23 protein-coding genes are annotated in these 26393 nt (G+C 67.0%); 16 read left to right on the top strand and 7 right to left on the bottom strand.

Annotated elements, in window-relative coordinates; translation table 11 throughout:
* Positions 1-2 precede the first annotated feature (2 nt).
* From BT264_RS25490 to BT264_RS25470, 5 genes are all read left to right on the top strand, one after another.
* Positions 3-1349 (top strand): ATP-binding protein, encoded by a 1347-nt coding sequence (locus BT264_RS25490; protein WP_072442766.1) that lies wholly within the window; start codon positions 3-5, stop codon positions 1347-1349.
* Positions 1350-1461: 112 nt separating this feature from the next.
* Positions 1462-2946 (top strand): DegQ family serine endoprotease, encoded by a 1485-nt coding sequence (locus BT264_RS25485; RefSeq protein WP_072442767.1) that lies wholly within the window; start codon positions 1462-1464, stop codon positions 2944-2946.
* Between the two features lie 104 nt (positions 2947-3050).
* Positions 3051-3488 (top strand): carboxypeptidase-like regulatory domain-containing protein, encoded by a 438-nt coding sequence (locus tag BT264_RS25480; protein WP_072442769.1) that lies wholly within the window; start codon positions 3051-3053, stop codon positions 3486-3488.
* A gap of 136 nt (positions 3489-3624) precedes the next feature.
* On the top strand, positions 3625-3984 hold the full coding sequence (locus BT264_RS25475; protein WP_072442899.1) for a DUF427 domain-containing protein: 360 nt from the start codon (positions 3625-3627) through the stop codon (positions 3982-3984).
* Positions 3985-4012: 28 nt separating this feature from the next.
* A complete protein-coding gene (locus BT264_RS25470) occupies positions 4013-4720 on the top strand; it encodes an SRPBCC family protein (protein ID WP_072442771.1) in 708 nt (235 codons plus the stop codon).
* A 68-nt stretch (positions 4721-4788) separates the two neighbouring features.
* Here BT264_RS25470 and BT264_RS25465 read toward each other — a convergent pair whose 3' ends face one another.
* A complete protein-coding gene (locus BT264_RS25465) occupies positions 4789-5796 on the bottom strand; it encodes a helix-turn-helix domain-containing protein (protein WP_072442772.1) in 1008 nt (335 codons plus the stop codon).
* A gap of 83 nt (positions 5797-5879) precedes the next feature.
* On the opposite strand from BT264_RS25465, the gene BT264_RS25460 reads away from it, so the two are divergent.
* Entirely contained in the window at positions 5880-6602 is a 723-nt protein-coding gene (locus BT264_RS25460) for a cysteine hydrolase family protein (protein ID WP_371287117.1), read from the top strand.
* A 104-nt stretch (positions 6603-6706) separates the two neighbouring features.
* Here the strand turns inward: BT264_RS25460 and BT264_RS25455 are convergent, their stop codons facing one another.
* A complete protein-coding gene (locus BT264_RS25455) occupies positions 6707-7348 on the bottom strand; it encodes a TetR family transcriptional regulator (RefSeq protein WP_072442774.1) in 642 nt (213 codons plus the stop codon).
* A 398-nt stretch (positions 7349-7746) separates the two neighbouring features.
* Here BT264_RS25455 and BT264_RS25450 point away from each other — a divergent pair, with 398 nt between their 5' ends.
* From BT264_RS25450 to BT264_RS25425, 6 genes are all read left to right on the top strand, one after another.
* A complete protein-coding gene (locus tag BT264_RS25450; protein ID WP_072442776.1) occupies positions 7747-9024 on the top strand; it encodes an efflux RND transporter periplasmic adaptor subunit in 1278 nt (425 codons plus the stop codon).
* A 15-nt stretch (positions 9025-9039) separates the two neighbouring features.
* On the top strand, positions 9040-12240 hold the full coding sequence (gene bpeB / locus BT264_RS25445; protein WP_072442778.1) for an efflux RND transporter permease BpeB: 3201 nt from the start codon (positions 9040-9042) through the stop codon (positions 12238-12240).
* Positions 12240-13763, top strand: coding sequence for an efflux transporter outer membrane subunit (locus BT264_RS25440; protein ID WP_072442780.1), 1524 nt, complete (start codon positions 12240-12242; stop codon positions 13761-13763). Before bpeB ends, BT264_RS25440 begins: the two co-directional genes overlap by 1 nt.
* A gap of 272 nt (positions 13764-14035) precedes the next feature.
* On the top strand, positions 14036-14698 hold the full coding sequence (locus tag BT264_RS25435) for a PAAR domain-containing protein (protein WP_072442782.1): 663 nt from the start codon (positions 14036-14038) through the stop codon (positions 14696-14698).
* Between the two features lie 10 nt (positions 14699-14708).
* A complete protein-coding gene (locus tag BT264_RS25430; protein WP_072442784.1) occupies positions 14709-15263 on the top strand; it encodes a PAAR domain-containing protein in 555 nt (184 codons plus the stop codon).
* Entirely contained in the window at positions 15260-15913 is a 654-nt protein-coding gene (locus BT264_RS25425) for a M35 family metalloendopeptidase (RefSeq protein WP_110281386.1), read from the top strand. The genes BT264_RS25430 and BT264_RS25425 overlap by 4 nt, the downstream gene beginning before the upstream one ends.
* 590 nt (positions 15914-16503) lie before the next feature.
* Here the strand turns inward: BT264_RS25425 and BT264_RS25415 are convergent.
* Positions 16504-17877: a nucleobase:cation symporter-2 family protein gene (locus BT264_RS25415; RefSeq protein ID WP_072442788.1), complete on the bottom strand. Its 1374-nt coding sequence runs from the start codon at positions 17875-17877 to the stop codon at positions 16504-16506.
* Between the two features lie 448 nt (positions 17878-18325).
* Between BT264_RS25415 and BT264_RS25410 the strand changes: the two genes are divergently transcribed.
* The 3 genes from BT264_RS25410 to fghA all read left to right on the top strand — a co-directional run bounded on the left by BT264_RS25410 (position 18326) and on the right by fghA (position 22007).
* On the top strand, positions 18326-19792 hold the full coding sequence (locus tag BT264_RS25410) for a xylulokinase (protein WP_072442790.1): 1467 nt from the start codon (positions 18326-18328) through the stop codon (positions 19790-19792).
* Between the two features lie 243 nt (positions 19793-20035).
* Positions 20036-21142, top strand: a complete 1107-nt coding sequence (locus BT264_RS25405) for an S-(hydroxymethyl)glutathione dehydrogenase/class III alcohol dehydrogenase (RefSeq protein ID WP_006483756.1) — start codon at positions 20036-20038, stop codon at positions 21140-21142.
* 16 nt (positions 21143-21158) lie between these two features.
* Complete coding sequence (gene fghA / locus BT264_RS25400) at positions 21159-22007, top strand: S-formylglutathione hydrolase (RefSeq protein WP_072442792.1); 849 nt, start codon at positions 21159-21161, stop codon at positions 22005-22007.
* 142 nt (positions 22008-22149) lie between these two features.
* Here the strand turns inward: fghA and BT264_RS25395 are convergent, their stop codons facing one another.
* From BT264_RS25395 to BT264_RS25380, 4 genes are read right to left on the bottom strand one after another with little or no spacing between them, the layout of a single operon-like run.
* A complete protein-coding gene (locus BT264_RS25395; RefSeq protein ID WP_072442795.1) occupies positions 22150-22932 on the bottom strand; it encodes a metal ABC transporter permease in 783 nt (260 codons plus the stop codon).
* Positions 22925-23812 carry an ABC transporter ATP-binding protein gene (locus tag BT264_RS25390; protein ID WP_072442797.1) on the bottom strand — a complete coding sequence of 296 codons (888 nt, stop codon included), beginning with the start codon at positions 23810-23812 and terminating at the stop codon, positions 22925-22927. Before BT264_RS25390 ends, BT264_RS25395 begins: the two co-directional genes overlap by 8 nt.
* 14 nt (positions 23813-23826) lie before the next feature.
* A complete protein-coding gene (locus BT264_RS25385; RefSeq protein WP_072442799.1) occupies positions 23827-24741 on the bottom strand; it encodes a metal ABC transporter solute-binding protein, Zn/Mn family in 915 nt (304 codons plus the stop codon).
* Between the two features lie 46 nt (positions 24742-24787).
* A complete protein-coding gene (locus BT264_RS25380; RefSeq protein ID WP_072442801.1) occupies positions 24788-25249 on the bottom strand; it encodes a Fur family transcriptional regulator in 462 nt (153 codons plus the stop codon).
* Positions 25250-25577: 328 nt separating this feature from the next.
* On the opposite strand from BT264_RS25380, the gene BT264_RS25375 reads away from it, so the two are divergent.
* On the top strand, positions 25578-26354 hold the full coding sequence (locus BT264_RS25375; RefSeq protein ID WP_034178892.1) for an L-iditol 2-dehydrogenase: 777 nt from the start codon (positions 25578-25580) through the stop codon (positions 26352-26354).
* Positions 26355-26393: the final 39 nt, after the last annotated feature.

Here is a 26393-nt window from a genome sequence, read left to right as displayed (position 1 = left end):
GCGTGAGGTCGATTCGTCATCAATTGCTGATCTGGCTGCTCGCGATCGTCGTCGCGGGCGTCGGCCTCGCCGGCTGGCTGATCTACCGGCAGGCGCTCGCCGAGGCGAACGAGCTGTTCGACTACCAGCTGCAGGAAATCGCTGCGGCGCTGCCGTCCGAGCCGTTCTCGCAGGTGTTCGGCTCGCGGACCAACGGCGACGAAGGCATCGTGATCCAGATCTGGAACCGCAACGGCGTGCTGATGTACTTCTCGCATCCGCGCGCGCCGATCGCGCCGCGCGCGGAGCTCGGCTTCTCGACCGAGCGCACCGATCGCGGCGAATGGCGCGTGTACGGCGCGATCGTCGGCGACAACGTCGTGCAGCTCGCGCAGCCGCTGTCGGTGCGCAACCGGCTCGCGGCGAACGTCGCACTGCGCACGCTGTGGCCGCTGATCGTGCTGCTGCCGTTCCTCGGCGCGGCCGTGTGGGTGATCGTCGGGCGCGGGCTTGCGCCGCTCGGCCGCGTGACGCGCGCGGTCGAGGCGCGCCGGCCGGAAGCGCTCGATCCGCTGCCCGACGAGCGCCTGCCGCTCGAGGTGCAGCCGCTCGTGCGCGCGCTGAACGGGCTGCTCGCGCGGCTGTCGGCCGCGCTCGACACGCAGAAGGCGTTCGTGGCCGACGCCGCGCACGAACTGCGCACGCCGCTCGCGGCCGTGCAGATCCAGGCGCAGCTCGTCGCACGCGCGAAGGACGACGCGTCGCGCCGCGAGGCGGTCGCGGATCTCCAGGACGGCGTCACGCGCGCGACGCGCCTCGCGGAGCAGTTGCTCGCGCTCGCCCGCGCCGAGCCGGACGGCGCGACGATGCGCGAGCCGGTCGACTTGCAGGCGCTGCTGGCTGAATGCGTGGCCGCGCATGCGCCGCTCGCGCAGCGGCGCGACATCGATCTCGGCTTCGAGGAGACGCGCGCGGCGAGCGTCGTCGCGGATGTCGGCGCGTTGCGCGTGATGTTCGGCAATCTGCTCGACAATGCAGTGAAGTACACGCCGGACGGCGGCCGCATCGACGTGTCGCTGACCTCCGACGCGGCCGGCCGCGCGTGCGTCCAGATCGGCGACAGCGGGCCCGGCATCCCTGCCGACGAGCGCGAGCGCGTGTTCGACCGCTTCTACCGCGACAGCTCCGCGCGGGCGCGTGCCGACTTGTCGGGCAGCGGGCTCGGGCTCGCGATCGTCAAGCGCGTGGCGGCGCAGCAGGGCGCGACGGTGTCGCTCGGCGACGCGGCCGCGGGCGGCCTGCTCGTCAGCGTCGTGTTCCGCGACGCCGAGATGCCGGCCGAGGCGCCGCGGCAGTCCGAATCCGTGTGAAGAACGCTGTCGGACGGGCCTTGCCGGCCCGCTTAAGCTCCGCTTAAGGCTGATTAAGCCTCCTTTAAGTCAGGGTCGTTACGCTGCGTCCTAACAAAGAGGAGGTCCTACGATGAACACCCGATTCCTTGCGCGCGGCGCCGTCGCGGTCGCCGTGGCGGCTGCCCTGTCGGCCGGCTATGTCGCCGGCACCCGCCGCGCCGATCCGCAGATCATCACGCCCGCGCAGGCGGCCGCGCTGATGCCGGCCGAAGCGGCCGCGAAGACCGGCATCCCCGATTTCTCCGGGCTCGTCGAGACCTACGGTCCGGCGGTCGTGAACATCAGCGCGAAGCACGTCGTGAAGCAGGTGGCGCGGCGCGTGCCGCAGCCGCAGCTGCCGGTCGATCCGAGCGACCCGTTCTACCAGTTCTTCAAGCACTTCTACGGCCAGGTGCCGGGCATGGGCGGTGACGCGCAGCCGGACGACCAGCCGAGCGCGAGCCTCGGTTCCGGGTTCGTGATCAGCTCCGACGGGTACATCCTCACCAATGCGCACGTGATCGATGGCGCGAACGTCGTCACGGTCAGGCTGACCGACAAGCGCGAATACAAGGCGAAGGTCGTCGGCTCGGACAAGCAGTCCGACGTCGCGGTGCTGAAGATCGACGCGAGCGGGCTGCCGACCGTGAAGATCGGCGATCCGGCGCAGAGCAAGGTCGGCCAGTGGGTCGTCGCGATCGGTTCGCCGTACGGCTTCGACAACACGGTCACGTCGGGCATCATCAGCGCGAAGTCGCGCGCGCTGCCGGACGAGAACTACACGCCGTTCATCCAGACCGACGTGCCGGTGAACCCCGGCAACTCGGGCGGCCCGCTGTTCAACCTGCAGGGCGAGGTGATCGGCATCAACTCGATGATCTACTCGCAGACGGGCGGCTTCCAGGGCTTGTCGTTCGCGATCCCGATCAATGAGGCGATCAAGGTGAAGGACGAGCTCGTGAAGACGGGCCACGTGAGCCGCGGCCGCCTCGGCGTCGCCGTGCAGGGGTTGAACCAGACGCTCGCGAGCTCGTTCGGGCTGCAGAAGCCGGACGGCGCGCTCGTCAGCTCCGTCGATTCGAACGGCCCGGCCGCGAAGGCGGGCCTGCAGCCGGGCGACGTGATCCTGTCGGTCAACGGCTCGCCGGTCGCCGATTCGACGTCGCTGCCCGCGCAGATCGCGAACCTGAAGCCGGGTTCGAAGGCCGACCTGCAGATCTGGCGCGACAAGTCGAAGAAGTCGATCAGCGTGACGCTCGGCGCGATGGCCGATGCGAAACTCGCGTCGAACGACGGCGGGCCGGTCGAGCAGGGCCGCCTGGGCGTCGCGGTGCGTCCGCTGTCGCCGCAGGAGCGCAGCGCCAGCAACCTGTCGCACGGGCTGATCGTGCAGCAGGCCGGCGGGCCGGCCGCCAACGCGGGCATCCAGCCCGGCGACGTGATCCTCGCGGTCAACGGCCGCCCGGTCACGAGCCCCGAGCAGTTGCGCGACGCGGTGAAGGGCGCGGGCAACAGTCTTGCTCTGCTGATCCAGCGCGATAATGCACAGATCTTCGTGCCGGTCGACCTGAGCTGACCGGCGACGGCCGACGGCCGGCCTGGCCGGCCGCGGCGGGCGCCGCCGCCGTCCGACCCCGTGGCGTGGCGCCCCGTATGTGTTCCGACCCAAAGGAGAGAGCCATGCAATATCTACGCAACGTGTCCCGATTTGCCGTCGCCGCGGCGTTGGTCGCCGGCCTCGCAGCCGGCGCGACCGGCGCGTACGCGCAGTCGGACGGCTTGCCCGCCGCGCGCCAGCAGGGCGACGTCACCTTCGTGTCCGGCGGCATCGGGCTGGACGAATCGACGGCGTTCCAGCGCAACGAGGCGAAGTGGCCGCTGGCGCTGCGCTTCACCGGCAAGGGTGGCGAATTCCTGGCCGACGTCCATGTGCGGATCGTCGACGGCAAGGGTGCAGAAGTGCTGAAAACCGACACGCGCGGGCCGTACATGCTCGTGCAGGTGCCGCCGGGGCGCTATACGGTGCAGGCGTCGTACCAGGGTAGCGACGAATCCCGTACCGTCACGGTCGGCGCGAAGGGCGGCGCGAAAGCCGCGTTCCAGTGGAGCGCGCAGTAGCCGGCCGCACGCGGCCCCCGCCCGGGTTGCGCAATCGGACGAAGTTTCGCCCATAATGAAAGCCACGGCATTCGTGCCGTGGCTTTTTTCGTTTCCTGTCACCGGCCTGCCTGCCGGGCCGCCCGAAGGAGAAACGATGTCAGACGCCGCCGCCCCTCACCTTGAAATCGTGCCGAACCGCCATCGCGTGCGCGTGATCCATCGCGGCATCACGTATGCCGATTCGCACGGCGTGCTGACCGTGCGGGAAGCGGGGCTGCCGGACGTCCACTACCTGCCGCGCGGCGACGTCAACATGCGCAGGCTCGTGAAGTCGGGCGTGACGAGCGCCTGCCCGTTCAGGGGCGAAGCCGTGCATTTCGACTTGCAGACGGAAGACGGCGTGATCGAGAACGCCGCATGGAGTTACGAGGAACCGAAGGCGGCCGCTGCCGCGCTTGCGCACTACGTCGCCTTCGATGTCGCACGGATCGACAGTCTCGTCGAGACGTCCTGATGCGGCGCGCGTTCATCGGGGAGACATCATGGAACTGAACGACACGTTACGCGTCCCGCTCGCGCCGCCTGTCGTGCGGGAGGCCTTCGAGGATCCCGCATTGCTGCGGGCGAGCTTCGACCATTGCGAATCGTTCGTGAAGCTCGCGCACGGCGAGTTCGCGCTGACGATCACGGTGCCGCTCGGCCCGCTGCGCGCACGCTACGACGTGCGTGCGCATGCGGCCGGCGAGCAGGGCGACGCGGAAGGGCGGCCGCGCCGCGTGATCAATTTCAAGGCGCGGGCCGACGGCCTCGGCGCGCTGCGCGGCCAGGTCGAACTGGTGCTGCTGCCCGATGACGATGCGAACGCCACAAGCATCGAGTACGTGGTCTGGGCGACGGCGAGCGGGCCGCTCGCCGAGTTGCCGGCGCGGCAGATCGAGAATGCGCTGCGAGAGTGGACCGACGATTTCTTCCGCGAGTTCTGCGCGGTCGTGCAGGCGAAGCACGGCCTCGCGCCGAATCGCGCGAACCCGGCCGCACAGCGGCGCCAGCACGTGTTCCTGCGGCCGGCGTCGCTGATGGCCGCGACGAAGCGTCCGCTGCCGCCGCACGTTGGCGGCGCGCCGACCGGGCGTGCCGCCAGCGTGCTTCATCATCGCGGTGCCGGCACGGTGCCCGTGTGGGCGTGGGCGGCGATGATCGTGTTCGTCGCGCTGCTGCTTTATGCGGCGCGCTGGATCAACGGCGGCTGAGCGGCAGAGCGGCCGAGCACCGCCGGATTCGCTTCACGGCCCGCCCACCCCCGGGCGCGCGGCGGGCATTAGTGCGTCGCATCGGCACCGGCTCCGGCGCCGCGGAATTCCCTTCGATACGCAGACGGCGACGTGCCGAGCGCGCCCGCGAAATGCTGGCGCAGCGACACGCTCGACCCGTAGCCGGCCGCCTGCGCGATCGCGTCGATCGATTGTCCGGTGGTTTCCAGCAGATGCTGCGCGCGCGCGAGCCGTTCGGCCTGCAGCCACGCGGTGACGGTCGTGCCGGTCGCCTGGCGGAAGTGGCGCGTGAACGTGCGCCGGCTCATCAGCACGCGTTCGGCGAGCGAATCGACGCTGTGCGCGGCGTCGAGGTGCGCGCGCACCCAGTCGAGCAGGCCCGCGAGCCGCGCATCGCGCGGGTGCGCGGCGACGGGCTGCGGCACGTATTGGGCCTGCCCGCCCTGGCGGTGCGGCGGGATCACGAGGCGGCGCGCGATCCGGTTCGCGGCATCCGAGCCGAAGCGCCGCCGCACGACGTGCAGGCAGCAGTCGAGCCCCGCGGCCGTGCCGGCCGACGTCATCAGGTTGCCGTCGTCCACGTACAGCACGTCGGGATCGAGCTTCACGCGCGGAAAGCGTTGCGCGAAGTCGTCGGCCCACGCCCAGTGCGTGGTGGCCGGGCGGCCGTCGAGCAGGCCGGCCGCCGCGAGCACGTACGCGCCGAGGCACAGCCCGACGAGTTGCGCGCCGCGTGCGGCGACCGCGCGCACCGCGTCGAGCAGTTCGTCGGGCGGCGCTTCGTCCGGGTCGCGCCACGCCGGCACGATGACGATGTCCGCGTCGTCGAGTGCGTCGAGCCCGTACGGCGCGGTGATCGTGAAGCCGCCCGTCGTCGCGAGCGGGCCGCGCTCGGCCGAGCAGACGCGAAACTCGAACGCCGGCGACGCGGCCGCGTCGCGCTCCTTGCCGAAGACGACGGACGGCACCGACAGGTGGAACGGGCTGATGCCGTCGTATGCGATCACGGCGACGACGGTCGGGGCGGGCGAGGCAGGTGACGCGACGGCGGTCATGACGGGCTCCGGAATGGTGGTGGCCCGATTTTATCGAAGAATGGCTATCGGGCCACTATCCGCGCGGGCGACGCGGCCCGACAATGCATCGCATCGCATCGCTGGCCGTCCCGTTCCGGGGCGGGGCCGCGCGTCAGGACCAGGAGCCATCCGTGTCGAACACCGCCTCGCATACCACTTCCCGCCGCGCGCTGATCGTGATCGACGTCCAGAACGAATACGTGACGGGCAACCTGCCGATCGAGTATCCGCCGCTCGACGTGTCGCTCGCGAACATTGGCCGCGCGATCGACGCCGCGCATGCGGCCGGCGTGCCCGTGATCGTCGTCCAGCACGTCGCGCCGGCCGGCGCGCCGATCTTCGCGCCCGGCACCGACGGCGTCGCGCTGCACGCGGTCGTCGCCGGCCGCCCGTACGCGCACCTGATCGAGAAGGCGAAGGCGAGCTCGTTCGCCGGGACCGATCTTGCCGCATGGCTCGACGCACACGGGATCGACACGCTCGCGGTGGCCGGCTACATGACGCACAACTGCAATGCGTCGACGGTCTATCACGCGGCGCACGCGGGACTGAACGTCGAGTATCTCGAGGATGCGACGGGCGCGTTGCCGTACGAGAACGAAGCGGGCGCGGCGAGCGCCGAAGAGATTCACCGCGCGTACACGGTGGTGTTCCAGTCGAATTTCGCGGCCGTGATGTCGACCGACGCGTGGATCGCGGGACTGGCCGGCGCGCCGATGCCGAAGCGCGATTCGGTGGCCGCGTCGAACCGGCGGGCTCGCGCGCATCGCGCGAAGGCGGCCTGAGCCGGCCGGGGAGACGGAGGCGGGCAGCGCATTGCCGCGACTGTTGCGCGGCCCGGCCCGCCGATCGATGACAATGAAACGGCGCGCGGGCAGCCGCCGTGCCGTCAGTCGCTTTCCTTCAGCATCGCCGGGCTGTAGCGCAGCATGTCGAAGCAGCCGTCGACGAGCTTTTCCGCATGCTGCTCGGCGTCGATCTCGTCGGGCAGCATCAGCATGTCGCGCACGAAGCCGCTGACGAGCGTGTGCAGCATCAGCGTCGCGCGCCACGTATCGAGCCGCTCGGGCAGCAGCTTGAGCCGCACGGCGACCGCGAGATCGGCGTCGATCATGTGCAGCGCCTCGCTCATCCCCGCGCGGTTGCGCTGCAGCAGCGGCTCCATGTCCGCGACGTATTCGCACTTCATGAACAGGATGCTGAACACGCGCCGCAACTGCGAGTCGCGCTGCACGCCGAGCAGGCACCAGATCAGGATCTTGCGGATCTTCTCGAGCGGATTGCCGCCCGGTGCGTCGAGCGGCATCCGCTTCAGCTCGTCGATCGGCAGGAACACGCGGTCGAACATCGCGTCGAACAGCTCGCTCTTGTTCGCGAAATGCCAGTAGATCGCGCCGCGCGTGACGCCGGCGTGCTGGGCGATGTCCGCGAGCGACGTGTGCGACACGCCCTTCTCGAAGAACACGTGTTCGGCGGCATCGAGAATGCGATTGCGCGTCTCGAGCGCCTCCTCCTTGGTACGTCTGACCATGTGCAGGCCTGATTGGATCGATCGTAGGTGAATATAGGGTCCGCAACCCTCTTTGCCGTCATGCGGATTGGCTATGCTTGCGACTGGTAATAATTCGTAAGACTGGACGGTCTGCGCGACACAAACGGGCTTTTTACATACATTCGTGAATGTATATACAATACCACCCTACGATCGAATGACCCAAGTGGCAATCAGTTAATATCCCACTCTGCTGATTCCCGCCCTAGTACCAGTCCGCAGTTCGCTGCATCCCGTCGGCATGGAGGTTTCGTGCCGACGTGCCGTATCCAGCAGTCCAGTAATTCAGGTGTTCGATCTGCGCCGCGAGGCGCATCCGTGTTGCGCTCCCGTCGGGTGCTGCACTTATTCCATTGGTTACACACAGAGGTCGCTCCATGCGCGTCGAACGGGTTCCATACCGCTTGATCACTGTCGCGGCAGCCGCGGTTTTCCTGGCTGCATGCGGAAAAAAAGAATCGGCACCGCCGCCGCAAACGCCGGAAGTCGGCGTCGTCACCGTCCAGCCGCAAGCCGTACCGGTCTTCAGCGAGCTGCCGGGCCGCACCAGCGCGTTCCTCGTCGCGCAGGTCCGCGCGCGGGTCGACGGCATCGTGCTGCGCCGTGAATTCACCGAAGGCACCGACGTCAAGGCCGGCCAGCGTCTCTACAAGATCGATCCGGCGCCGTATATCGCCGCGCTGAACAGCGCGAAGGCGACGCTCGCGAAGGCGCAGGCGAACCTCGCCACGCAGAACGCGCTGGTCGCGCGCTACAAGGTGCTGGTGGCCGCGAACGCGGTCAGCAAGCAGGACTACGACAACGCGGTGGCCACGCAAGGGCAGGCCGCGGCGGACGTCGCGTCCGGCAAGGCAGCGGTCGACACCGCGCAGATCAACCTCGGCTACACCGACGTCGTGTCGCCGATCACGGGCCGCGTCGGCATTTCGCAAGTGACGCCGGGCGCGTACGTGCAGGCGAGCCAGGCGACGCTGATGTCGACGGTGCAGCAGCTCGACCCGGTGTATGTCGACCTCACGCAGTCGAGCCTCGAAGGCCTGAAGCTGCGCCAGGACGTGCAGAGCGGCCGCCTGAAGACGAGCGGCCCGGGCGCGGCGAAGGTGTCGCTGATCCTCGAGGACGGCAAGACCTATGCGGAGCCGGGCAAGCTGCAGTTCTCGGACGTGACGGTCGACCAGGCCACCGGCTCGGTGACGATCCGTGCGGTCTTCCCGAACCCGGGCAAGGTGCTGCTGCCGGGGATGTTCGTGCGCGCTCGGATCGAGCAAGGCGTGAACGAGAACGCGTTCCTGGTGCCGCAGATCGGCGTCACGCATGACCAGAAGGGCCAGGCGATCGCGATGGTGGTGAACGCCGGCAACAAGGTCGAGCCGCGTCCGCTGAAGACGACGGGCATGCAGGGCCAGAACTGGATCGTCGAAGGCGGTCTGCAAGCGGGCGATCACGTGATCGTGCAGGGCGGCGAGAAGGTACGCCCGGGTGCGACCGTGAAGTCGGTGCCGGCGCAGCTCGCACCGGCGGCCAGTGCCGCATCGGACGCCGCCGCCGCAACCGCCGCACCGGCTGCCGCCGGTTCCGGCGCCGCCGCCGCTTCCGGTGCCGCTGCATCGGGCGCCGCGCCGGCGAGTGCCGCCGCTGCTTCGAGCGCGCAATAACAGGGAGCCTGTTTCATGGCAAAGTTTTTTATCGATCGCCCGATCTTCGCGTGGGTGATCGCCATCATCCTGATGCTGGCCGGGGTTGCGGCGATCTTCACGCTGCCGATCTCGCAGTATCCGACGATCGCGCCGCCATCGATCCAGATCACCGCGAACTACCCGGGCGCTTCCGCGAAGACGGTGGAAGACACGGTGACGCAGGTGATCGAGCAGCAGATGAGCGGTCTCGACAACTTCCTGTACATGTCGTCGACGAGTGACGACTCGGGCAACGCGACGATCACGCTGACCTTCGCGCCGGGCACCAACGCCGACATCGCGCAGGTCCAGGTGCAGAACAAGCTGTCGCTCGCGACGCCGGTCCTGCCGCAGGTCGTGCAGCAGCTCGGCCTGTCGGTGACGAAGTCGAGCAGCAGCTTCCTGCTGGTGCTCGCCTTCAACTCCGAAGACGGCAGCATGAACAAGTACGACCTCGCGAACTTCGTGGCGTCGCACGTGAAGGATCCGATCAGCCGGCTGAACGGCGTCGGTACCGTCACGCTGTTCGGCTCGCAGTACGCGATGCGGATCTGGCTCGACCCGACCCGCCTGACGAACTACGGCCTCACGCCGGTCGACGTGAGCTCGGCGATCACCGCGCAGAACGTGCAGATCGCGGGCGGCCAGATCGGCGGCACGCCGGCGAAGCCGGGCACCGTGCTGCAGGCGACGATCACCGAATCGACGCTGCTGCAGACGCCCGAGCAGTTCGGCAACATCCTGCTGAAGGTCAACCAGGACGGCTCGCAGGTGCGCCTGAAGGACGTCGCGCAGATCGGCCTCGGCGGTGAAAACTACAACTTCGACACGAAGTACAACGGTCAGCCGACCGCGGCACTCGGTATCCAGCTCGCGACCAACGCGAACGCGCTCGCGACCGCGAAGGCCGTGCGCGCGAAGATCGACGAGCTGGCACCGTTCTTCCCGCACGGCCTCGTCGTGAAGTATCCGTACGACACGACCCCGTTCGTGAAGCTGTCGATCGAGGAAGTGGTCAAGACGCTGCTCGAAGGTATCGTGCTGGTGTTCCTCGTGATGTATCTGTTCCTGCAGAACCTGCGGGCGACGATCATCCCGACGATCGCGGTGCCGGTCGTGCTGCTCGGCACGTTCGCGATCATGTCGCTGGTGGGCTTCTCGATCAACACGCTGTCGATGTTCGGCCTCGTGCTCGCGATCGGCCTGCTGGTCGACGATGCGATCGTGGTGGTCGAGAACGTCGAACGCGTGATGGCGGAAGAGGGCCTGTCACCGAAGGAGGCGACCCGCAAGGCGATGGGCCAGATCACCGGCGCACTCGTCGGCGTGGCGCTCGTGCTGTCGGCGGTGTTCGTGCCGGTCGCGTTCTCCGGCGGGTCGGTCGGCGCGATCTATCGCCAGTTCTCGCTGACGATCGTGTCGGCGATGGTGCTGTCGGTGCTCGTCGCGTTGATTCTGACGCCGGCGCTGTGCGCGACGATCCTGAAGCCGATCCCGCAAGGGCATCACGAAGAGAAGAAGGGCTTCTTCGGCTGGTTCAACCGCACGTTCAACAATAGCCGCGACAAGTACCACGTCGGCGTGCACCACGTGATCAAGCGTTCGGGCCGCTGGCTCATCATCTATCTGGTCGTGATCGTCGCGGTCGGCCTGCTGTTCGTGCGCCTGCCGAAGTCGTTCCTGCCCGATGAAGACCAGGGCCTGATGTTCGTGATCGTGCAGACGCCGTCGGGTTCGACGCAGGAAACGACCGCGAAGACGCTCGCGAACATTTCCGACTACCTGCTGAAGGACGAGAAGGAAATCGTCGAATCGGCGTTCACGGTGAACGGCTTCAGCTTCGCGGGCCGCGGCCAGAACTCGGGTCTCGTGTTCGTGCGCCTGAAGGACTACTCGCAGCGTCAGCATGCGAACCAGAAGGTGCAGGCGCTGATCGGCCGGATGTTCGGGCGCTACGCGGGCTACAAGGACGCGATCGTGATCCCGTTCAACCCGCCGTCGATTCCTGAACTCGGTACGGCCGCCGGCTTCGACTTCGAGCTGACGGACAACGCCGGTCTCGGTCACGACGCGCTGATGGCCGCGCGCAACCAGCTGCTCGGGATGGCTTCGAAGGATCCGACGCTGCAGGGCGTGCGCCCGAACGGCCTGAACGACACGCCGCAGTACAAGGTCGACATCGATCGCGAGAAGGCGAATGCGCTCGGCGTGACGGCGGATGCGATCGACCAGACGTTCTCGATCGCGTGGGCGTCGAAGTACGTGAACAACTTCCTCGACACCGACGGCCGGATCAAGAAGGTCTACGTGCAGGCCGACGCACCGTTCCGGATGACGCCGGAGGACATGAACATCTGGTACGTGCGCAACGGGTCGGGCGGGATGGTGCCGTTCAGCGCGTTCGCGACCGGTCACTGGACGTACGGTTCGCCGAAGCTCGAGCGCTACAACGGTGTTTCGGCGATGGAAATCCAGGGTCAGGCCGCACCGGGCAAGTCGACCGGTCAGGCGATGACCGCGATGGAAGGGCTCGCGAAGAAGCTGCCGGTCGGTATCGGCTATTCGTGGACCGGCCTGTCGTTCCAGGAAATCCAGTCCGGTTCGCAGGCGCCGATCCTGTACGCGATCTCGATCCTCGTCGTGTTCCTGTGTCTCGCGGCACTGTATGAAAGCTGGTCGATCCCGTTCTCGGTGATCATGGTCGTGCCGCTCGGCGTGATCGGGGCACTGCTCGCGGCGACGATGCGCGGCCTCGAGAACGACGTGTTCTTCCAGGTCGGCCTGCTGACTACCGTGGGCTTGTCCGCGAAGAACGCGATCCTGATCGTGGAGTTCGCGCGCGAACTGCAGCAGTCGGAGAAGATGGGGCCGATCGAGGCCGCGCTGGAAGCGGCGCGCCTGCGGCTGCGTCCGATCCTGATGACGTCGCTCGCGTTCATTCTCGGCGTGATGCCGCTCGCGATCAGCAACGGCGCGGGTTCGGCGAGCCAGCACGCGATCGGTACGGGCGTGATCGGCGGGATGATCACGGCGACGTTCCTCGCGATCTTCATGATCCCGATGTTCTTCGTGAAGATCCGCGCGATCTTCAGCGGCGAGAAGGAAGACGTCGACGAGGCGCTGCGCCTGGCTCAGGAGCACTCGCACCACGAAGAGAAGCCGGGCAACGGCGACGAAGGCAACAAGGGACAGTGATGATGCAAAAACACGCTTTGACTGCAATCGCGGTCGCGCTCTTTGCCACGGGCTGCACGATGGCGCCGCATTACAAGCGGCCCGACGCGCCCGTCGCACAGGCGTACCCGGCCGGCGGCGTCTACGCGACGCAGCCGGGCGCTGCCGGCGCGCGCAGCGCGAACGGCCAGGCGGCGACCGCCATCGGCTGGCGCGAATTCTTCGTCGATCCGCGCCTGCAGCGGCTGATCGAGATCGCGCTGAAGAACAACCGCGACCTGCGCGTATCGGTGCTGAACATCGAGGCGGCGCGCGCGCAGTACCAGATCACGCGCGCGGGCCTGTTCCCGACGCTCGACGGCACCGGTACGGGCAGCATCCAGCGCGTACCGCAGGGCTTGTCGACGACCGGTGCGCCGTACATCTCGCGCAGCTACAACGTCGGGCTTTCGGCGTCGTGGGAACTCGACCTGTTCGGCCGCGTGCAGAGCCTGAAGGACCAGGCGCTCGCGCAGTACCTGTCGACCGCATACGCGCGGCAGGCGTCGGAAATCTCGCTGGTGTCGCAGGTGGCTGACCAGTACCTGACGCTGCTGTCGACCGACGATCTGCTGAAGGTCACGGAAAACACGCTGAAGACCGCGCAGGCGTCGTACGACCTGACGAAGCTGCAGTTCGACAACGGCACGGGCTCCGAGCTCGAGCTGCGTCAGGCGCAGACGGTGGTCGAGACGGCGCTCGCGAACCAGCAGGCGCAAGCGCGTGCGCGTGCGCAGGCGCTGAACGCGCTGGTGCTGCTGATCGGCGAGCCGCTGCCGGACGATCTGCCGCCGGGCATGCCGCTCGACGCGCAGAACCTGCTGACGGACGTGCCGGCCGGGTTGCCGTCGGACCTGCTGACGCGTCGTCCGGACGTGATGCAGGCCGAGCAGACGCTGCTGGCCGCGAACGCGAACATCGGCGCGGCACGCGCGGCGTTCTTCCCGAAGATCTCGCTGACCGCGGCATTCGGCACCGCGAGCCCGACGCTCGGCGGCCTGTTCAAGGCCGGTACGGCGGCGTGGTCGTTTGCGCCGAGTATTGCGCTGCCGATCTTCGAGGGCGGTTCGAACATCGCCAATCTCGATCTCGCGCACGTGCAGAAGCGCATCGAGATCGCGAACTACGAGAAGGCGATCCAGTCGGCATTCCGCGAAGTGTCGGACGGGCTGGCTGCACGCGGCACGTACGACCAGCAGATCGCCGCGCTCGAACGCAACGAGCACGCGCAGCAGCGCCGCTTCGACCTGTCGGACCTGCGTTACAAGAACGGCGTCGACAGCTACCTGTCGGTGCTGACCGCGCAGACGGATCTGTACTCGGCGCAGCAGACGCTCATCAGCGCGCGTCTGGCGCGCTGGACGAACCTGGTCGACCTGTACCGCGCACTGGGCGGCGGCTGGACCCAGCGCGCCGGCGAGACGCCGCGCGCGCCGGATGAGCCGGTCGACTACGACAAGGCGGCAGCGCCTGCGCCGGCTTCGACCGCAGTGGCGAAGGGCTGAGCGCCGCCGGCCGGCGCGATGCGGGCGGCCAACCGCCCATGCCCCGCAAAAGACAAACGCCACGGACGAAAGTCCGTGGCGTTTTTCTTTTGGTAGAGGTGCGAGATTCGACGTCTGGGCAAACGCACGACTACAGACTAGTTTGGGGCGGACATCGCCTTATCACGATTAGTTATCCAAATTTAGAATTCGTCTGATTGATTCTTCTCTATTGTTCGAGCAATTTTGGGTGCGTGGCACTTCTAAAAAATTGACCGAGAGAGGAAATCCGGATGAGTAACGAGCAGCAAGCACCAACGCATCTCTTTGCCACCATCGGTGCACTCACGGAACGAGGAGGTCGGGTGACTGCGGCCACCAGTGGCCTGACGGTTGCCGGGCTCGCCGTTGCCCGCGTCGGCGACATCGTGACCTACGAGGACGGCAGTGGGGCCGTTATCACAGACGGTGCGGGCGATTATACGGTCGGCGGCGACAAGCCGTTTGCGCTGGTAGGTAGCCGATTGAGCAACGGCGACCACATTGTCGAGACGCTTCAGCGTTCATGGGGGATTCATGTGTCGGTGGGCGAACCCGTCGACGGATTGTTCGACCCGGCCTATGTACCGCCGCCTGCGCCGCGACGTTACCGGCTGGCGGTGCGAGGGGCGAAGACGGCGCGGGGCGGCGTGCTGCGCGAGGTGACCGGTACGTGGGACACTGACGTCCGGCTCGGCAAGGCCGGCGTCATCGGTAATCTGATTCACTATGCAGATGGATCGACCGCCCGAATCATAAGCGGCCTCGGCCTCGTGGACAGCCGTGACTTCGAGCCGCTGGCTTTCGTCGGTAGCGCAGTGGACAACGGCGACGTCATTACGGACAGCCCGGAACGTGAGGGCATGGTATCTGCTGGCGCCTTCACCGTTATCAAGCGTGCGGCCATGACACGCTGAGGGGGGCCGCATGATCCGATATTTTCTCGCCAGAGGGGACCATGGCGGCAGCGCCACGATTACGGAAGGACTGGAGCACGTTACTTGCTCCAATCCGCCGCCGCGTGTGCATATTGCGACGCTCTACATGAAAACTTACTGCAGCGCTTGTCAGCAGGAAGGATTCATCGCGCCGAAAGGGCCGCGTTGGCCGGGCACGGGTCCGAACGGCCAGCCGTGGGCGTTGAGCGGCGACATCAACGTCTGCGGCTGCAACCCTCCGCCGATTTTCTATGCTGAGCGCGGCATGAGTATGACCTTTACCGTCGAAGAGATAGCGCAGTTGACGGGGAAGGTCAGCTCATGTGTCGAGACGGCAAGAGGTGGCACGGCAGTCTATGATCAGCAGTTTGTCATTCGCGACAGGCAGTCCAGGCAACCGGTTGCAGGTGTGCGATATTGGATTACAAATCGCCGTGGTGACGTACTGGCGTCAGGTATTACCGGCGCACAGGGCCATACCGCGCGAGTGGCTACGCAGGGATCGGAATCGGTAAAGCTTGAAATCAGCGAGGAGGGCGAGTGAGAGTCGACAATCGTGTTGAAATTGCTGAAGCCGTGACGGACACGATAGAGGGGTCCATGATCGAGGCATTAATCTCGAACGGGCCACCGATCTGTCCTAACATGACAGACGCAGAGTTTCGCCGTACGGTTCTAACGTTGCGTGACAGTGCTGTAAAAATGATTGACGTCCGGCTCGCGGATTTGAGCAAGTGGGGGACGGTCGAACGTGAACGCGTCGTAATGTGGTTCGGCTCAAGCGATGAAGCGATTCGCCAACGTCTGTCAGTCGGTCTTTCAGCAGTAAGTCGCGTGATGCATGATCTCAAGCCCGGGAATTTCGTTCGTCAGTCAGAGAGGCTTGATCGATACCTTGGCTGCACGCCGAATAACAAGAATCCAGATGGCGTTGTCGCTCATGTATGTGGCCCCGATACTGCGACGCATACTATTTGCATCCACGAGAATTTTTGCGAAATGCGTGCCGTATCCAGCGCGAAAGACTCAATGCTCTCTACGTTGATTCATGAATGCACTCACTTTGTCGACACATTTGGTTCGCACGATCATCGGTACTCGATGCGCGAGTGCTTGACATTCGCCAAGACACACCCGGAGCTTGCAATTGACAATGCGGACAGCATCGCTGGGTATGTTGTCTACGAGAACTAGGCGCAACGTAAAGACACGATTCGTGTTGAATGCGATGGGACGTGAAGGTAGGGCGATATGTGGAAAAGGTCGGTGTGTATTCTGTTGACGGCTTTCACGTCTGGAGCGTTCGCTTGCTCTCCGGTACGTACATTGGATATTTCGTTTGAAAGAAATTCTGCCAAGATACCCGGAAATGAACTAGTAAAGTTGGCCAATTGGGCGATAGACCTTCAACTCAAGTACCCAAATCTCGATCGTACGTCTATCGGTGGCCTTGCCGAGGCTAACGAAAAAGAACCACGCGCGTTGGCCGAGCAACGTGCGGAAAACGTTAGGCAGATTCTATTCACATTGGGCTTTGGTAGAGCCCCGATCGACGTCGACGCAAGGCTTTACGCGGCGCATCATATCGACGGTATGACGGAAGATGGCCGGAGAGTAGAAATCGACTTCCTCCCTGGCTGCCCGCATGAATGCCCTTGTCAGGTGAAGTAGAGCTGACGATTGGCGCGACGGCGCCGCTTGCCATGATCCGGCGAAGCAGCGCCGTAAGCGTGTGCCGCACGGCACCTTGCGCGTCACCATCGGACGCGCGTGCCGCCAATCCGTCAGTGCAGGTCCACCGGCCGCCCGTCGAAGTCGTGCCCTGCGCGGCGGATGTCGCACTTCGCATCCTTTTCGCCTTTCACGCCGTTGAACACGATGTTCAGGATCACGGCCGTGGCCGATGCCAGCAGGATGCCGCTGTGCAGGATCGGTGCGAGCGCGGGCGGCAGCTTCGAGAAGAAGTGCGGCGACACGACCGGCACGAGGCCCATGCCGACGCTCACGGCGACGATGAACAGGTTGTGGCTGTTGTTCACGAAATCGACCTTCGACAGCACCTTGATGCCGTTCGCGGCCACCATCCCGAACATCACGATGCCCGCGCCGCCGAGCACGAACGGCGGCACCGACGCGACGACCTGCGCCATCTTCGGGAACAGGCCGAGCAGCACGAGGATCACGCCGCCCGTCGCGCACACGAACCGGCTCTTCACGCCCGTCACGCCGATCAGGCCGACGTTCTGCGAGAACGACGTATGCGGGAACGAGTTGAAGATGCCGCCGATCAGCGTGCCGAGGCCGTCGACGCGCAGGCCGCGCACCAGGCGCTCCTGGTCGACCGGGCGATCGACCATGTCGCCGACCGCGAGGAACATGCCGGTCGATTCGATGAACGTGACGAACATCACCGTGACCATCGTCGCGATCGACAGCGGGTCGAAGTGCGGCCAGCCGAAGTGGAACGGCATCACGAAGCCGACCCACGGCGCAAGCGACACGCCTTCGGTGTTCACGCGGCCGAGGATGAACGCGATCACGAAGCCGGCGACGATGCCGAGCAGCACCGAGATGTTCGCGATGAAGCCGCGGCCGAACTTGTTGATCAGCAGGATCAGCGTCAGCACGAGCAGCGACAGGCCGAGATAGACCGGGCTGCCGTATTCGGGATTGCCGACGCCGCCGGCGGCCCAGTTGATGCCGACTTCCATCAGCGACAGCCCGATCACGGCAATCACGGTGCCGACGACCACCGGCGGGAAGAACCGCAACAGCTTGCCGATCGTCGGCGCCAGCACGATGCCGATGATGCCGGCCGCGATGGTCGAGCCGAAGATGTCGAGAATGCCGAGGCCGGGGTTCGTACCGATCGCGATCATCGGGCCGACGGCCGCGAACGTGCAGCCCATGATGACGGGCAGGCGGATCCCGAAGATCCACAGGCCCAGCGTCTGGATCAGCGTGGCGATGCCGCACGAAAACAGATCGGCGCTGATCAGGAACGCGATCTGGTCTTTCGGCAGCTTGAGCGCGCCGCCGACGATAAGCGGCACGGCGACGGCGCCGGCGTACATGACGAGGACGTGTTGCAGACCAAGCGTTACCAGCTTGCCGGTCGGCAGCACCTCATCGCACGGATGGACCGTGTTCGATTGCATCTGTCTCACTCCATGATCTTGTTTTCGGGGTGATACGAAGTTATGCGGAATGAATCCGTGCAACAAGAGCACTGGGTACTATTCCGTTCTTTGCTGGTTCGATATGCCATTTCGGCATGAAACAGGGTGTCGATCATCGGGAAACTGCCGCAGGAGTGAGGTTCCCCGGTTTTATAGCCCTTCAAAATAGCGCCGGCCCCCATGTCAAATATCGGCCGCTTTATGGTGTGTATCGGTGCGGCCGCATAGTGGCAAAAAGGGGTGTCGGAAAACCGCGCCGGGTTAACCCGCGAACGGCCGCTTTTGCACGCAAGGTGCAGCGCGGCGAAACCCGGCTGCCACCGCGGCTTCCGTGCATCGCATTGCGCTGCGGTGGCCGCAAAAGCCGGGGCGAGTATCGCGATCCCGTTATCATCGACATCCGTTCATTCGAATTCACCGTCACGTCATGCGCCTGCTCGGAATCGACCTCGGCACCGGCTCCATCAAACTCGTCACGCTCGATGCCGATGGCGTCGAGCGCGCGGTCGCGAGCGAACCCTATGCGTTGTCGTCGCCGCAGCCCGGCTGGGCCGAAATCGCGCCCGACACGTGGTGGCAGGCGCTCGTGCGCGCGGCCGCGCGGCTGCCGGCCGGCGAGCGCGCGCAGGTTGCGGCGATCGGCTTCTCGGGCCAGATGCATGGCGTCGTGCTGATCGATGCGGCCGGGCAGCCGGTGCGGCCCGCTCTGCTGTGGCCAGATACGCGCGCGGCGCGCGAAGCGGACGCAGCCGGCTGGCCCGTCGCCGGAGCGTCCGCCGCGGGAATGCCCGCCGCTCCGAATCCCGTCGCGCCGGGCATGGCGGGCCCGCTGTTGCGCTGGCTGGCCGCGCACGAGCCCGATGCGCTGCGCGCCGCGCGCTGGGCCGTGCAGCCGAAGGACTGGTTGCGCATCGCGCTCGGCGGCGACGTCGCGGCCGATCCGAGCGATGCGTGTGCGACCGCGCTCGCGACGCCCGACGGCGCATGGGATACGGCCTTGATCGACGCGCTTGGCCTGCCGGCCGACCGGTTCGCGCCGGTCCATGCGTCGACTGCGCGCGGCGGCGTGCTCGGCGCGCAGGCGGCCGCGGCGCTCGGTCTGCCGGCCGGCGTGCCGCTGGCGACGGGCGCGGCCGATACCGCATGCGCGGCGCTCGGCAGCGGGCTCGCCGCGGCCGGCGACGCGCTGCTGACGACGGGCAGCGGCGGCCAGATCGTCGTGCTCGCGGATGCGCTGCCGCCCGCGCGGCGCGGGCTGCATCGCTATCGCGCGGCAGCCGGCGGCGGTTATTACACGATGGCCGCGATGCAGAACGTCGGGCTCGCGCTCGAAGCCGTGCGCGGCTGGCTCGGTTATTCGGGATGGGTGGACGCGTATGACGATGCGTTCGCGCAGCCGGCGTCGGAACGGCTGTGCTTCCTGCCCTACCTGACCGGCGAGCGTTCGCCGTGGATGAATCCCGATGCGCGCGGCGGCTGGCTCGGCCTCGGGCTCGGCGACACGCGCGGCGCGATGATGCGTGCCGCGTTCGAAGGCGTCGCGTTCGCGTTGCGCGCGGGGCTCGATGCGATCCGCGATGCCGATCGTCGCGACCCGGTGAAGACGCTGCGTCTCGCGGGCGGCGGCTCGGTCGATCCGCGCTGGCGCCAGTTGCTCGCCGACGCGCTCGGCGCGTCGCTGCACGCGATCGATTGCCCGAATGCCGCGACGCGCGGCGCCGCACTGCTCGCGGGCGTTGCGATCGGACACTGGCGCGAAGATGCGCTGCACACACTGGCGCCGGCCGCGTCGCCGGTCGCCGCGCCGCGCGACGACCGCCTGCTGGCCGCGCGCCACGCCCGCTTCGTCGATCTGTACGCGCGCACGGATGCATGGTTCACGACGGGCGTTTAAACTCGGACACTTGTTCTTTTGCGTCAGCGATGACGCATCGTGGCAAGCCGGCGACCGATTCCCGCTCGCGGTGCGCGGCGGGACCGGCGATCATGGCGAGCACGAGATGCTTTTGCCGTGTCGCGCGCGATGTCGCGCGGCATGGTTTCGACCGCTTTGAACGGGGCCCGCTGCGAAGCATGGGACCGGTAAGCGCCGAAGCGCCGCCCCGGGGCAACCTAATTGACAGACAGGAGTGACACGATGAAAACGAAAGCCGCGATTGCATGGAAGGCGGGTGCGCCGCTGACGATCGAGGAAGTCGATCTCGAAGGGCCGCGCGCAGGCGAAGTGCTGATCGAAGTGAAGGCGACCGGCATCTGCCACACCGACTACTACACGCTGTCGGGCGCCGATCCGGAAGGGATCTTCCCGGCGATCCTCGGCCATGAAGGCGCGGGCGTGGTGGTCGACGTCGGCCCCGGCGTCGGCACCGTGCGCAAGGGCGACCACGTGATTCCGCTCTACACGCCGGAATGCCGCGAGTGCAAGTTCTGCCTGTCGCGCAAGACCAACCTGTGCCAGAAGATCCGCGCGACGCAGGGCAAGGGCCTGATGCCCGACGCGACGTCGCGCTTCTCGCTCGACGGCAAGCCGCTGTTCCACTACATGGGCACGTCGACGTTCTCGAACTACATCGTCGTGCCGGAAATCGCGGTCGCGAAGGTGCGCGAGGACGCGCCGTTCGACAAGATCTGCTACATCGGCTGCGGCGTGACGACCGGCGTCGGCGCGGTCGTCTACTCGGCGAAGGTCGAGGCGGGCGCGAACGTCGTCGTGTTCGGCCTCGGCGGGATCGGCCTGAACGTGATCCAGGGCGCGAAGATGGTCGGCGCGGACAAGATCATCGGCGTCGACATCAACCCGAAGCGCGTCGAGCTCGCGAAGAAGTTCGGGATGACGCACTTCATCAACCCGAACGAAGTCGAGAACGTCGTCGACCACATCGTGCAGCTGACCGACGGCGGCGCCGACTACTCGTTCGAATGCGTCGGCAACGTGAAGCTGATGCGCCAGGCGCTCGAGTGCACGCACAAGGGCTGGGGCCAGTCGTTCATCATCGGCGTGGCCGCGGCCGGCGAGGAAATCAGCACGCGTCCGTTCCAGCTCGTGACGGGCCGCGAATGGAAGGGTTCGGCGTTCGGCGGCGCGCGCGGCCGCACCGACGTGCCGAAGATCGTCGACTGGTACATGGAAGGCAAGATCAACATCGACGACCTGATCACGCACACGCTGCCGCTCGAGCGGATCAACGAAGGCTTCGACCTGATGAAGGCCGGCGAGTCGATCCGCTCGGTCGTGCTGTACTGACCGGGAGCGCACCGCGATGCTCGAACTCGTTTCCTCGCATGCGTGCCACGGCGGCGAGCAGCGCTTCTATCGCCACGATTCGACGGCGATCGGCCTGCCGATGAAGTTCTCGGTGTACCTGCCGCCGCAGGCCGCGCACGGCCGCGTGCCGGCGCTGTTCTACCTCGCGGGGCTGACCTGCACCGACGAGACGTTCGCGATCAAGGCCGGCGCGCAGCAATACGCGGCGCAGCACGGCGTCGCGCTCGTGATGCCCGACACGAGCCCGCGCGGCGCGGGCGTGCCGGGCGAGACCGATGCGTGGGACTTCGGCGTCGGCGCGGGTTTCTACGTCGATGCGACCGAAGCGCCGTGGTCCACGCATTACCGGATGGAGTCGTACGTGACGGGCGAGCTGCGCGAGCTCGTCGCGGCCGAGCTGCCGATCGACGGCGCGCGGCTCGGGATCTTCGGGCACTCGATGGGCGGGCACGGCGCGCTGACGCTCGCGCTGCGTCATCCCGGCCTCTACCGGTCGGTGTCGGCGTTCGCGCCGATCGCCGCGCCGACGCGCTGCCCGTGGGGCGAGAAGGCATTCTCGGGTTATCTCGGCGACGATCGCGACGCGTGGAAGGCACACGACGCGAGCGAACTCGTCGCGCGCGCCGATGCGCCGAAGTTCGCGGACGGCATCCTGGTCGACCAGGGCCTCGCCGATCAATTCCTCGCGAACCAGCTGAACCCCGACGTGTTCGAAGCCGCGTGCGCGAAGGCCGGCCAGCCGCTGACGCTGCGCCGCCATCCGGGATACGACCACGGGTACTACTTCATCTCGACGTTCATCGCCGATCACATCGCGCATCACGCGCGCGTGCTCGCACGATGAACGGGGAGCGCAGCAGGTAAAGCACGCATCGCCGCACGCGATTGCGGGCGCATAAAAAAACGCCGGCGCTGCCCTCGGGCACGCCGGCGTTTTCATTGGCATCGGGCGGCGATCCGTCGGGCGGCGATCCGTCGAGCGGCGATCAGTGGCGCCGCAACAGGCTCGCGCCGTACACGAGCGCCGACAGCGCGGTAATCCAGAAGCTCGTCGGCCAGTCGGTGTGATAGGCGAGCGTGATACCGGCCCACGCTTCGAACAGCGCGAACAGCGCGGCGAGCAGCACGCCCGTCGACAGCCGCGTCGACACGTTCTGCGCGGCCGCGGCCGGCCCGACCAGCAGCGTGAACACGAGCAGCACGCCGACGATCTGCGTCGCGGCGGCCACCGCGAGCGCGCACACCGCGAGGAACAGCATCGACACCGTGCGCAGCGACACGCCCTTGGCTTCGGCCAGTTCGGGCTGCAGCGACGCGAACAGCAGCGGCCGCGCGATCAGCGCGAGCGCGATCAGGCTCACCGCGCCGATGCCGGCCAGCACCGCGAGCGTGTCGTGGCTGACCGCGAGCACGTTGCCGAACAGCAGTGCGGTCACCTGCGTCGCGAACGACGTATAGAAATGCAGGAACAGCAGGCCGAAGCCGAGCGCGCCCGACAGGATCACGCCGATCGCGACGTCGCGGCCCGCGAGCCGTTCGCCGAGCGCGCCCATCCCGATCCCGGCTGCGAGCGTGAAGCCGACCATCCCCCAGATCGGCGAGATGCCGAGCAGCACCGCTCCCGTCGCGCCGGTGAAGCCGACGTGCGACAGCGCATGGCCGGCGAAGGTCTGCCCGCGCAGCACCAGGAAGTAGCCGACGATGCCCGCGAGCACCGCGACGACGCCCGACGCCGCGAAGGCGTTGATCATGAAGTCGTATTCAAACATCGTGCGAATGCCCGGGATGAGCGTGTCCGTGGTGGTGATGGCCGTGTCCGCCGCCGCCGTGCGAGTGGCCGTCGTCGTCCTCGTGTTCGTGGTCGTGCTTCTCGATCTCGACGTCGCCCGACATCACGAAGATCTTGCCGTTCACGCGCATCACGTCGATCGGCGATCCGTAGAGCCGCGACAGCACGGGCTTCGTGATCACCTCGTCGACGGTGCCGAGCGCCGCGACGCCGTTGCCGAGATACAGCACGCGGTCGAGCGCGTTCAGCAGCGGATTCAGTTCGTGCGCGGAGAACAGCACGGTGATGCCGAGCTCGCGCTGCACGTTGCGCACGAGTTCGACCACGCCGCGCTGGTGGTTCGGGTCGAGGCTGATCAGCGGCTCGTCGAGCAGCAGCAGCTTCGGATTGCCGAGCAGGCATTGCGCGAGCAGCAGGCGCTGCCGCTCGCCGCCCGACAGCTCAGACAGCGGCCGGCGCGCGAGCGCCGGGCCGCCGACGAGGTCGAGCACGCGGTCGACGTCCCGGCGCGTTGCCGCGTTCGTGTGCGGCAGCCCCCAGCGGTGGCCGTCGGCGGCCATCGCGACGAAGTCGTAGCCGCGCATCCGGCGGTTCGCGAGGCCGCTCCTGATCTGCGGCATGTAGCCGATCGACGCGTTGCCGCGCACGACCGGTACGCCGCCGACCGACAGTGTGCCGGCCGAGACGGGCACGAGGCCGAGCACCGCGCGCATCAGCGTCGTCTTGCCCGCGCCGTTCGGCCCGAGCACGCCGACGAATTCGCCGGGTTCGATCGAGAAGCTGACGTCGCGCAGGATCGTGCGTCCGCCCAGTTCGAGCGTGACGCGATCGACTGCGAGTGCGTGGGGAGTGGCGGTCATGTCGTTGCAGTCGCTTATTTCTTGCCGGCCGAAAGCGCGCTGGAGAGCGCATCGAGCTGGCCGGCCATCCATTGCTGGAAGGTCTTGCCGGCCGGCTGCGTCTCGGTGACGCTGACAGCCGGCACGCCGCCGTCGCGCGCGATCTTCAGCATGCGCTTGGTCATCGGCGCTTCGGCCTGGCTGTTGTAGATCAGCACGCGCACCTGCTTCTTGCGCAGGTCGTTCTCGAACGCGGCGACGTCCTGCGCGCTCGCCTCGGTGTCGTTCATCGTCGCGAGCTGGAAGCGCTGGTTGCGCATGTCGAGCCCGATCGCGTCGGACATGTAGCCGAATACGGGCTCGGTGGCCGTCACCGGCACGCCCTTGTACTGCGCGCGCAGCGCGGCGACCTTGTCGTCGACGGGCTTCAGCGACGCGACGAACTTCTGCAGGTTCGCGTCGTAGTCGGCCTTGTTCGCCGGGTCGGCGCGGCCGAGCTCGGCCGCGATCGCGCGCGCGGCGGCCGGCATCGTCGCCGGGTCGTACCACAGGTGCGGGTTGTCGCCGGCCTTCTTGCCGACGAGATCGGCGACGACGATCGTCGCGCGCTTCGCCTGCTTCGATGCGCCGAGCAGCTTGCCCATCCACGGATCGTAGTCGGCGCCGTTGTAGATCACGACCTGCGCGTGCTGGAGCGCGCGGGCGGTCTTCGGGCTCGCTTCGAACAGGTGCGGATCCTGTTCGGGATTGCTGAGGATGCTGGTTACCGCGACGTGGCGGCCGCCGATCTGTGACGCGACATCGCCGTAGAAATTCTCGGCGGCGACGACGTTGACGGTCGCGGCCTGCGCGAACGCGGACGTCGCGAGCGACAGCGCGGCGGCAGCGGCGGCGAGCCAGCGGACAGGCGACAGGGCGCGCCGCGGCGCGCGCTTCAAGGCAATGGACATGAAACTCCTCGTTGGAAAGGCGGCGCATGCGCCGCGCGATGCGGCGTCAGCGTTGTGCGGGCTTGCGCTTGCAGTGCCCGCACAGGCCGCTCAGCTCGACGACCTGGTGGTGGACTTCGAAACCGTGCGCCGGCTCGCTCGCGGACAACTGCTTCGCGAGGTCGCCGCCGGGAATCTCGACGGTGTCGCCGCACGAATCGCAGATCAGGAACTGGCCTTCGTGCGGTACGCCGATCTCGCAGCACGCGAAGAACGCGTTCTTCGATTCGATCCGGTGGATGAAACCGTGCTCGACGAGGAAATCCAGCGCGCGATAGACGGTCGTGGGCGGCACGCGGCCGCGCTGCGGTTCGAGTTCGGTGAGCAGGTCGTACGCGCCAATCGGACGTTGCGCGGCCAGCACGCGTTCGTAGACCTGGCGGCGCAGCGGCGTCCACGCGAGCCCGTGCTCGGCGGCGAATGCGTCGGCCCGGGACAGCCGGGCGTCAATGGACGATGAGGTGGCCATGGCGTGAAGCAGGCAGTGAAACGGAGTACGGCGATGATATAACGTATCGCCGCGCCGTGCAGCGCGAATTCCCCATTCCGTCCACGCTCCGTCCCCTTCATTGCCTATCCGGCCGCACCGCACCGCGCGCGCCGCGCCTTGCCGGGCGTGCGCCACGGGCCGGCGCGATGCGCCGTCGTGCCGCAGCGCGTCATAGAAAGCCGTCACGTTGCCTTGACAGCGCGAATCGCGTATCCGATCATTCGATCAATAACAGAGCAATTGATCGGTCTGCGAGCGTTCGCTCACCTCGCGACCGTCGTACAGCAGAACGAACCGGAGACAGCCAGTGAGACTGGAAGACAAGGTCGCGATCCTGACGGGCGCCGCAAGCGGCATCGGCGAGGCGGTCGCGCAACGCTATCTGGACGAGGGCGCGCGTTGCGTGCTCGTCGACGTGAAGCCGGCAGGCGGCTCGCTTGCGAGGCTCATCGAAGCGAACCCCGGCCGCGCGGTGGCCGTCACCGCGGACGTCACGCGCCGCGACGACATCGAGCGGATCGTCGCCACCGCCGTCGAGCGTTTCGGCGGCGTCGACATCCTGTTCAACAACGCGGCGCTGTTCGACATGCGCCCGATCCTCGACGAATCGTGGGACGTGTTCGACCGGCTGTTCGCGGTCAACGTGAAAGGGCTGTTCTTCCTGATGCAGGCCGTCGCGCAGCGGATGGTCGAGCAGGGGCGCGGCGGCAAGATCGTCAACATGTCGTCGCAGGCCGGCCGTCGCGGCGAGGCGCTCGTTTCGCACTACTGTGCGACCAAGGCCGCGGTGATCAGCTATACGCAGTCGGCCGCGCTCGCGCTCGCACCGCACCGGATCAACGTGAACGGGATCGCGCCGGGCGTCGTCGACACGCCGATGTGGGAGCAGGTCGACGCGCTGTTCGCGCGCTACGAAAACCGGCCGCTCGGCGAGAAGAAGCGGCTGGTCGGCGAAGCCGTGCCGCTTGGCCGCATGGGCGTGCCGGGCGACCTGACGGGTGCCGCGCTGTTCCTCGCGTCGGCCGACGCCGATTACATCACCGCCCAGACGTTGAACGTCGACGGCGGCAACTGGATGAGCTGACGTGGCGACGCTCGCACGCGCAACCTGCCTGCCGGCCTT

The organism is Burkholderia sp. NFPP32, from assembly GCF_900119325.1.
Classification (GTDB): domain Bacteria; phylum Pseudomonadota; class Gammaproteobacteria; order Burkholderiales; family Burkholderiaceae; genus Burkholderia; species Burkholderia pyrrocinia_C.
The sequence above is the reverse complement of the archived record's forward strand: the minus strand, read 5'-3'. Positions and strand labels throughout refer to the sequence as shown.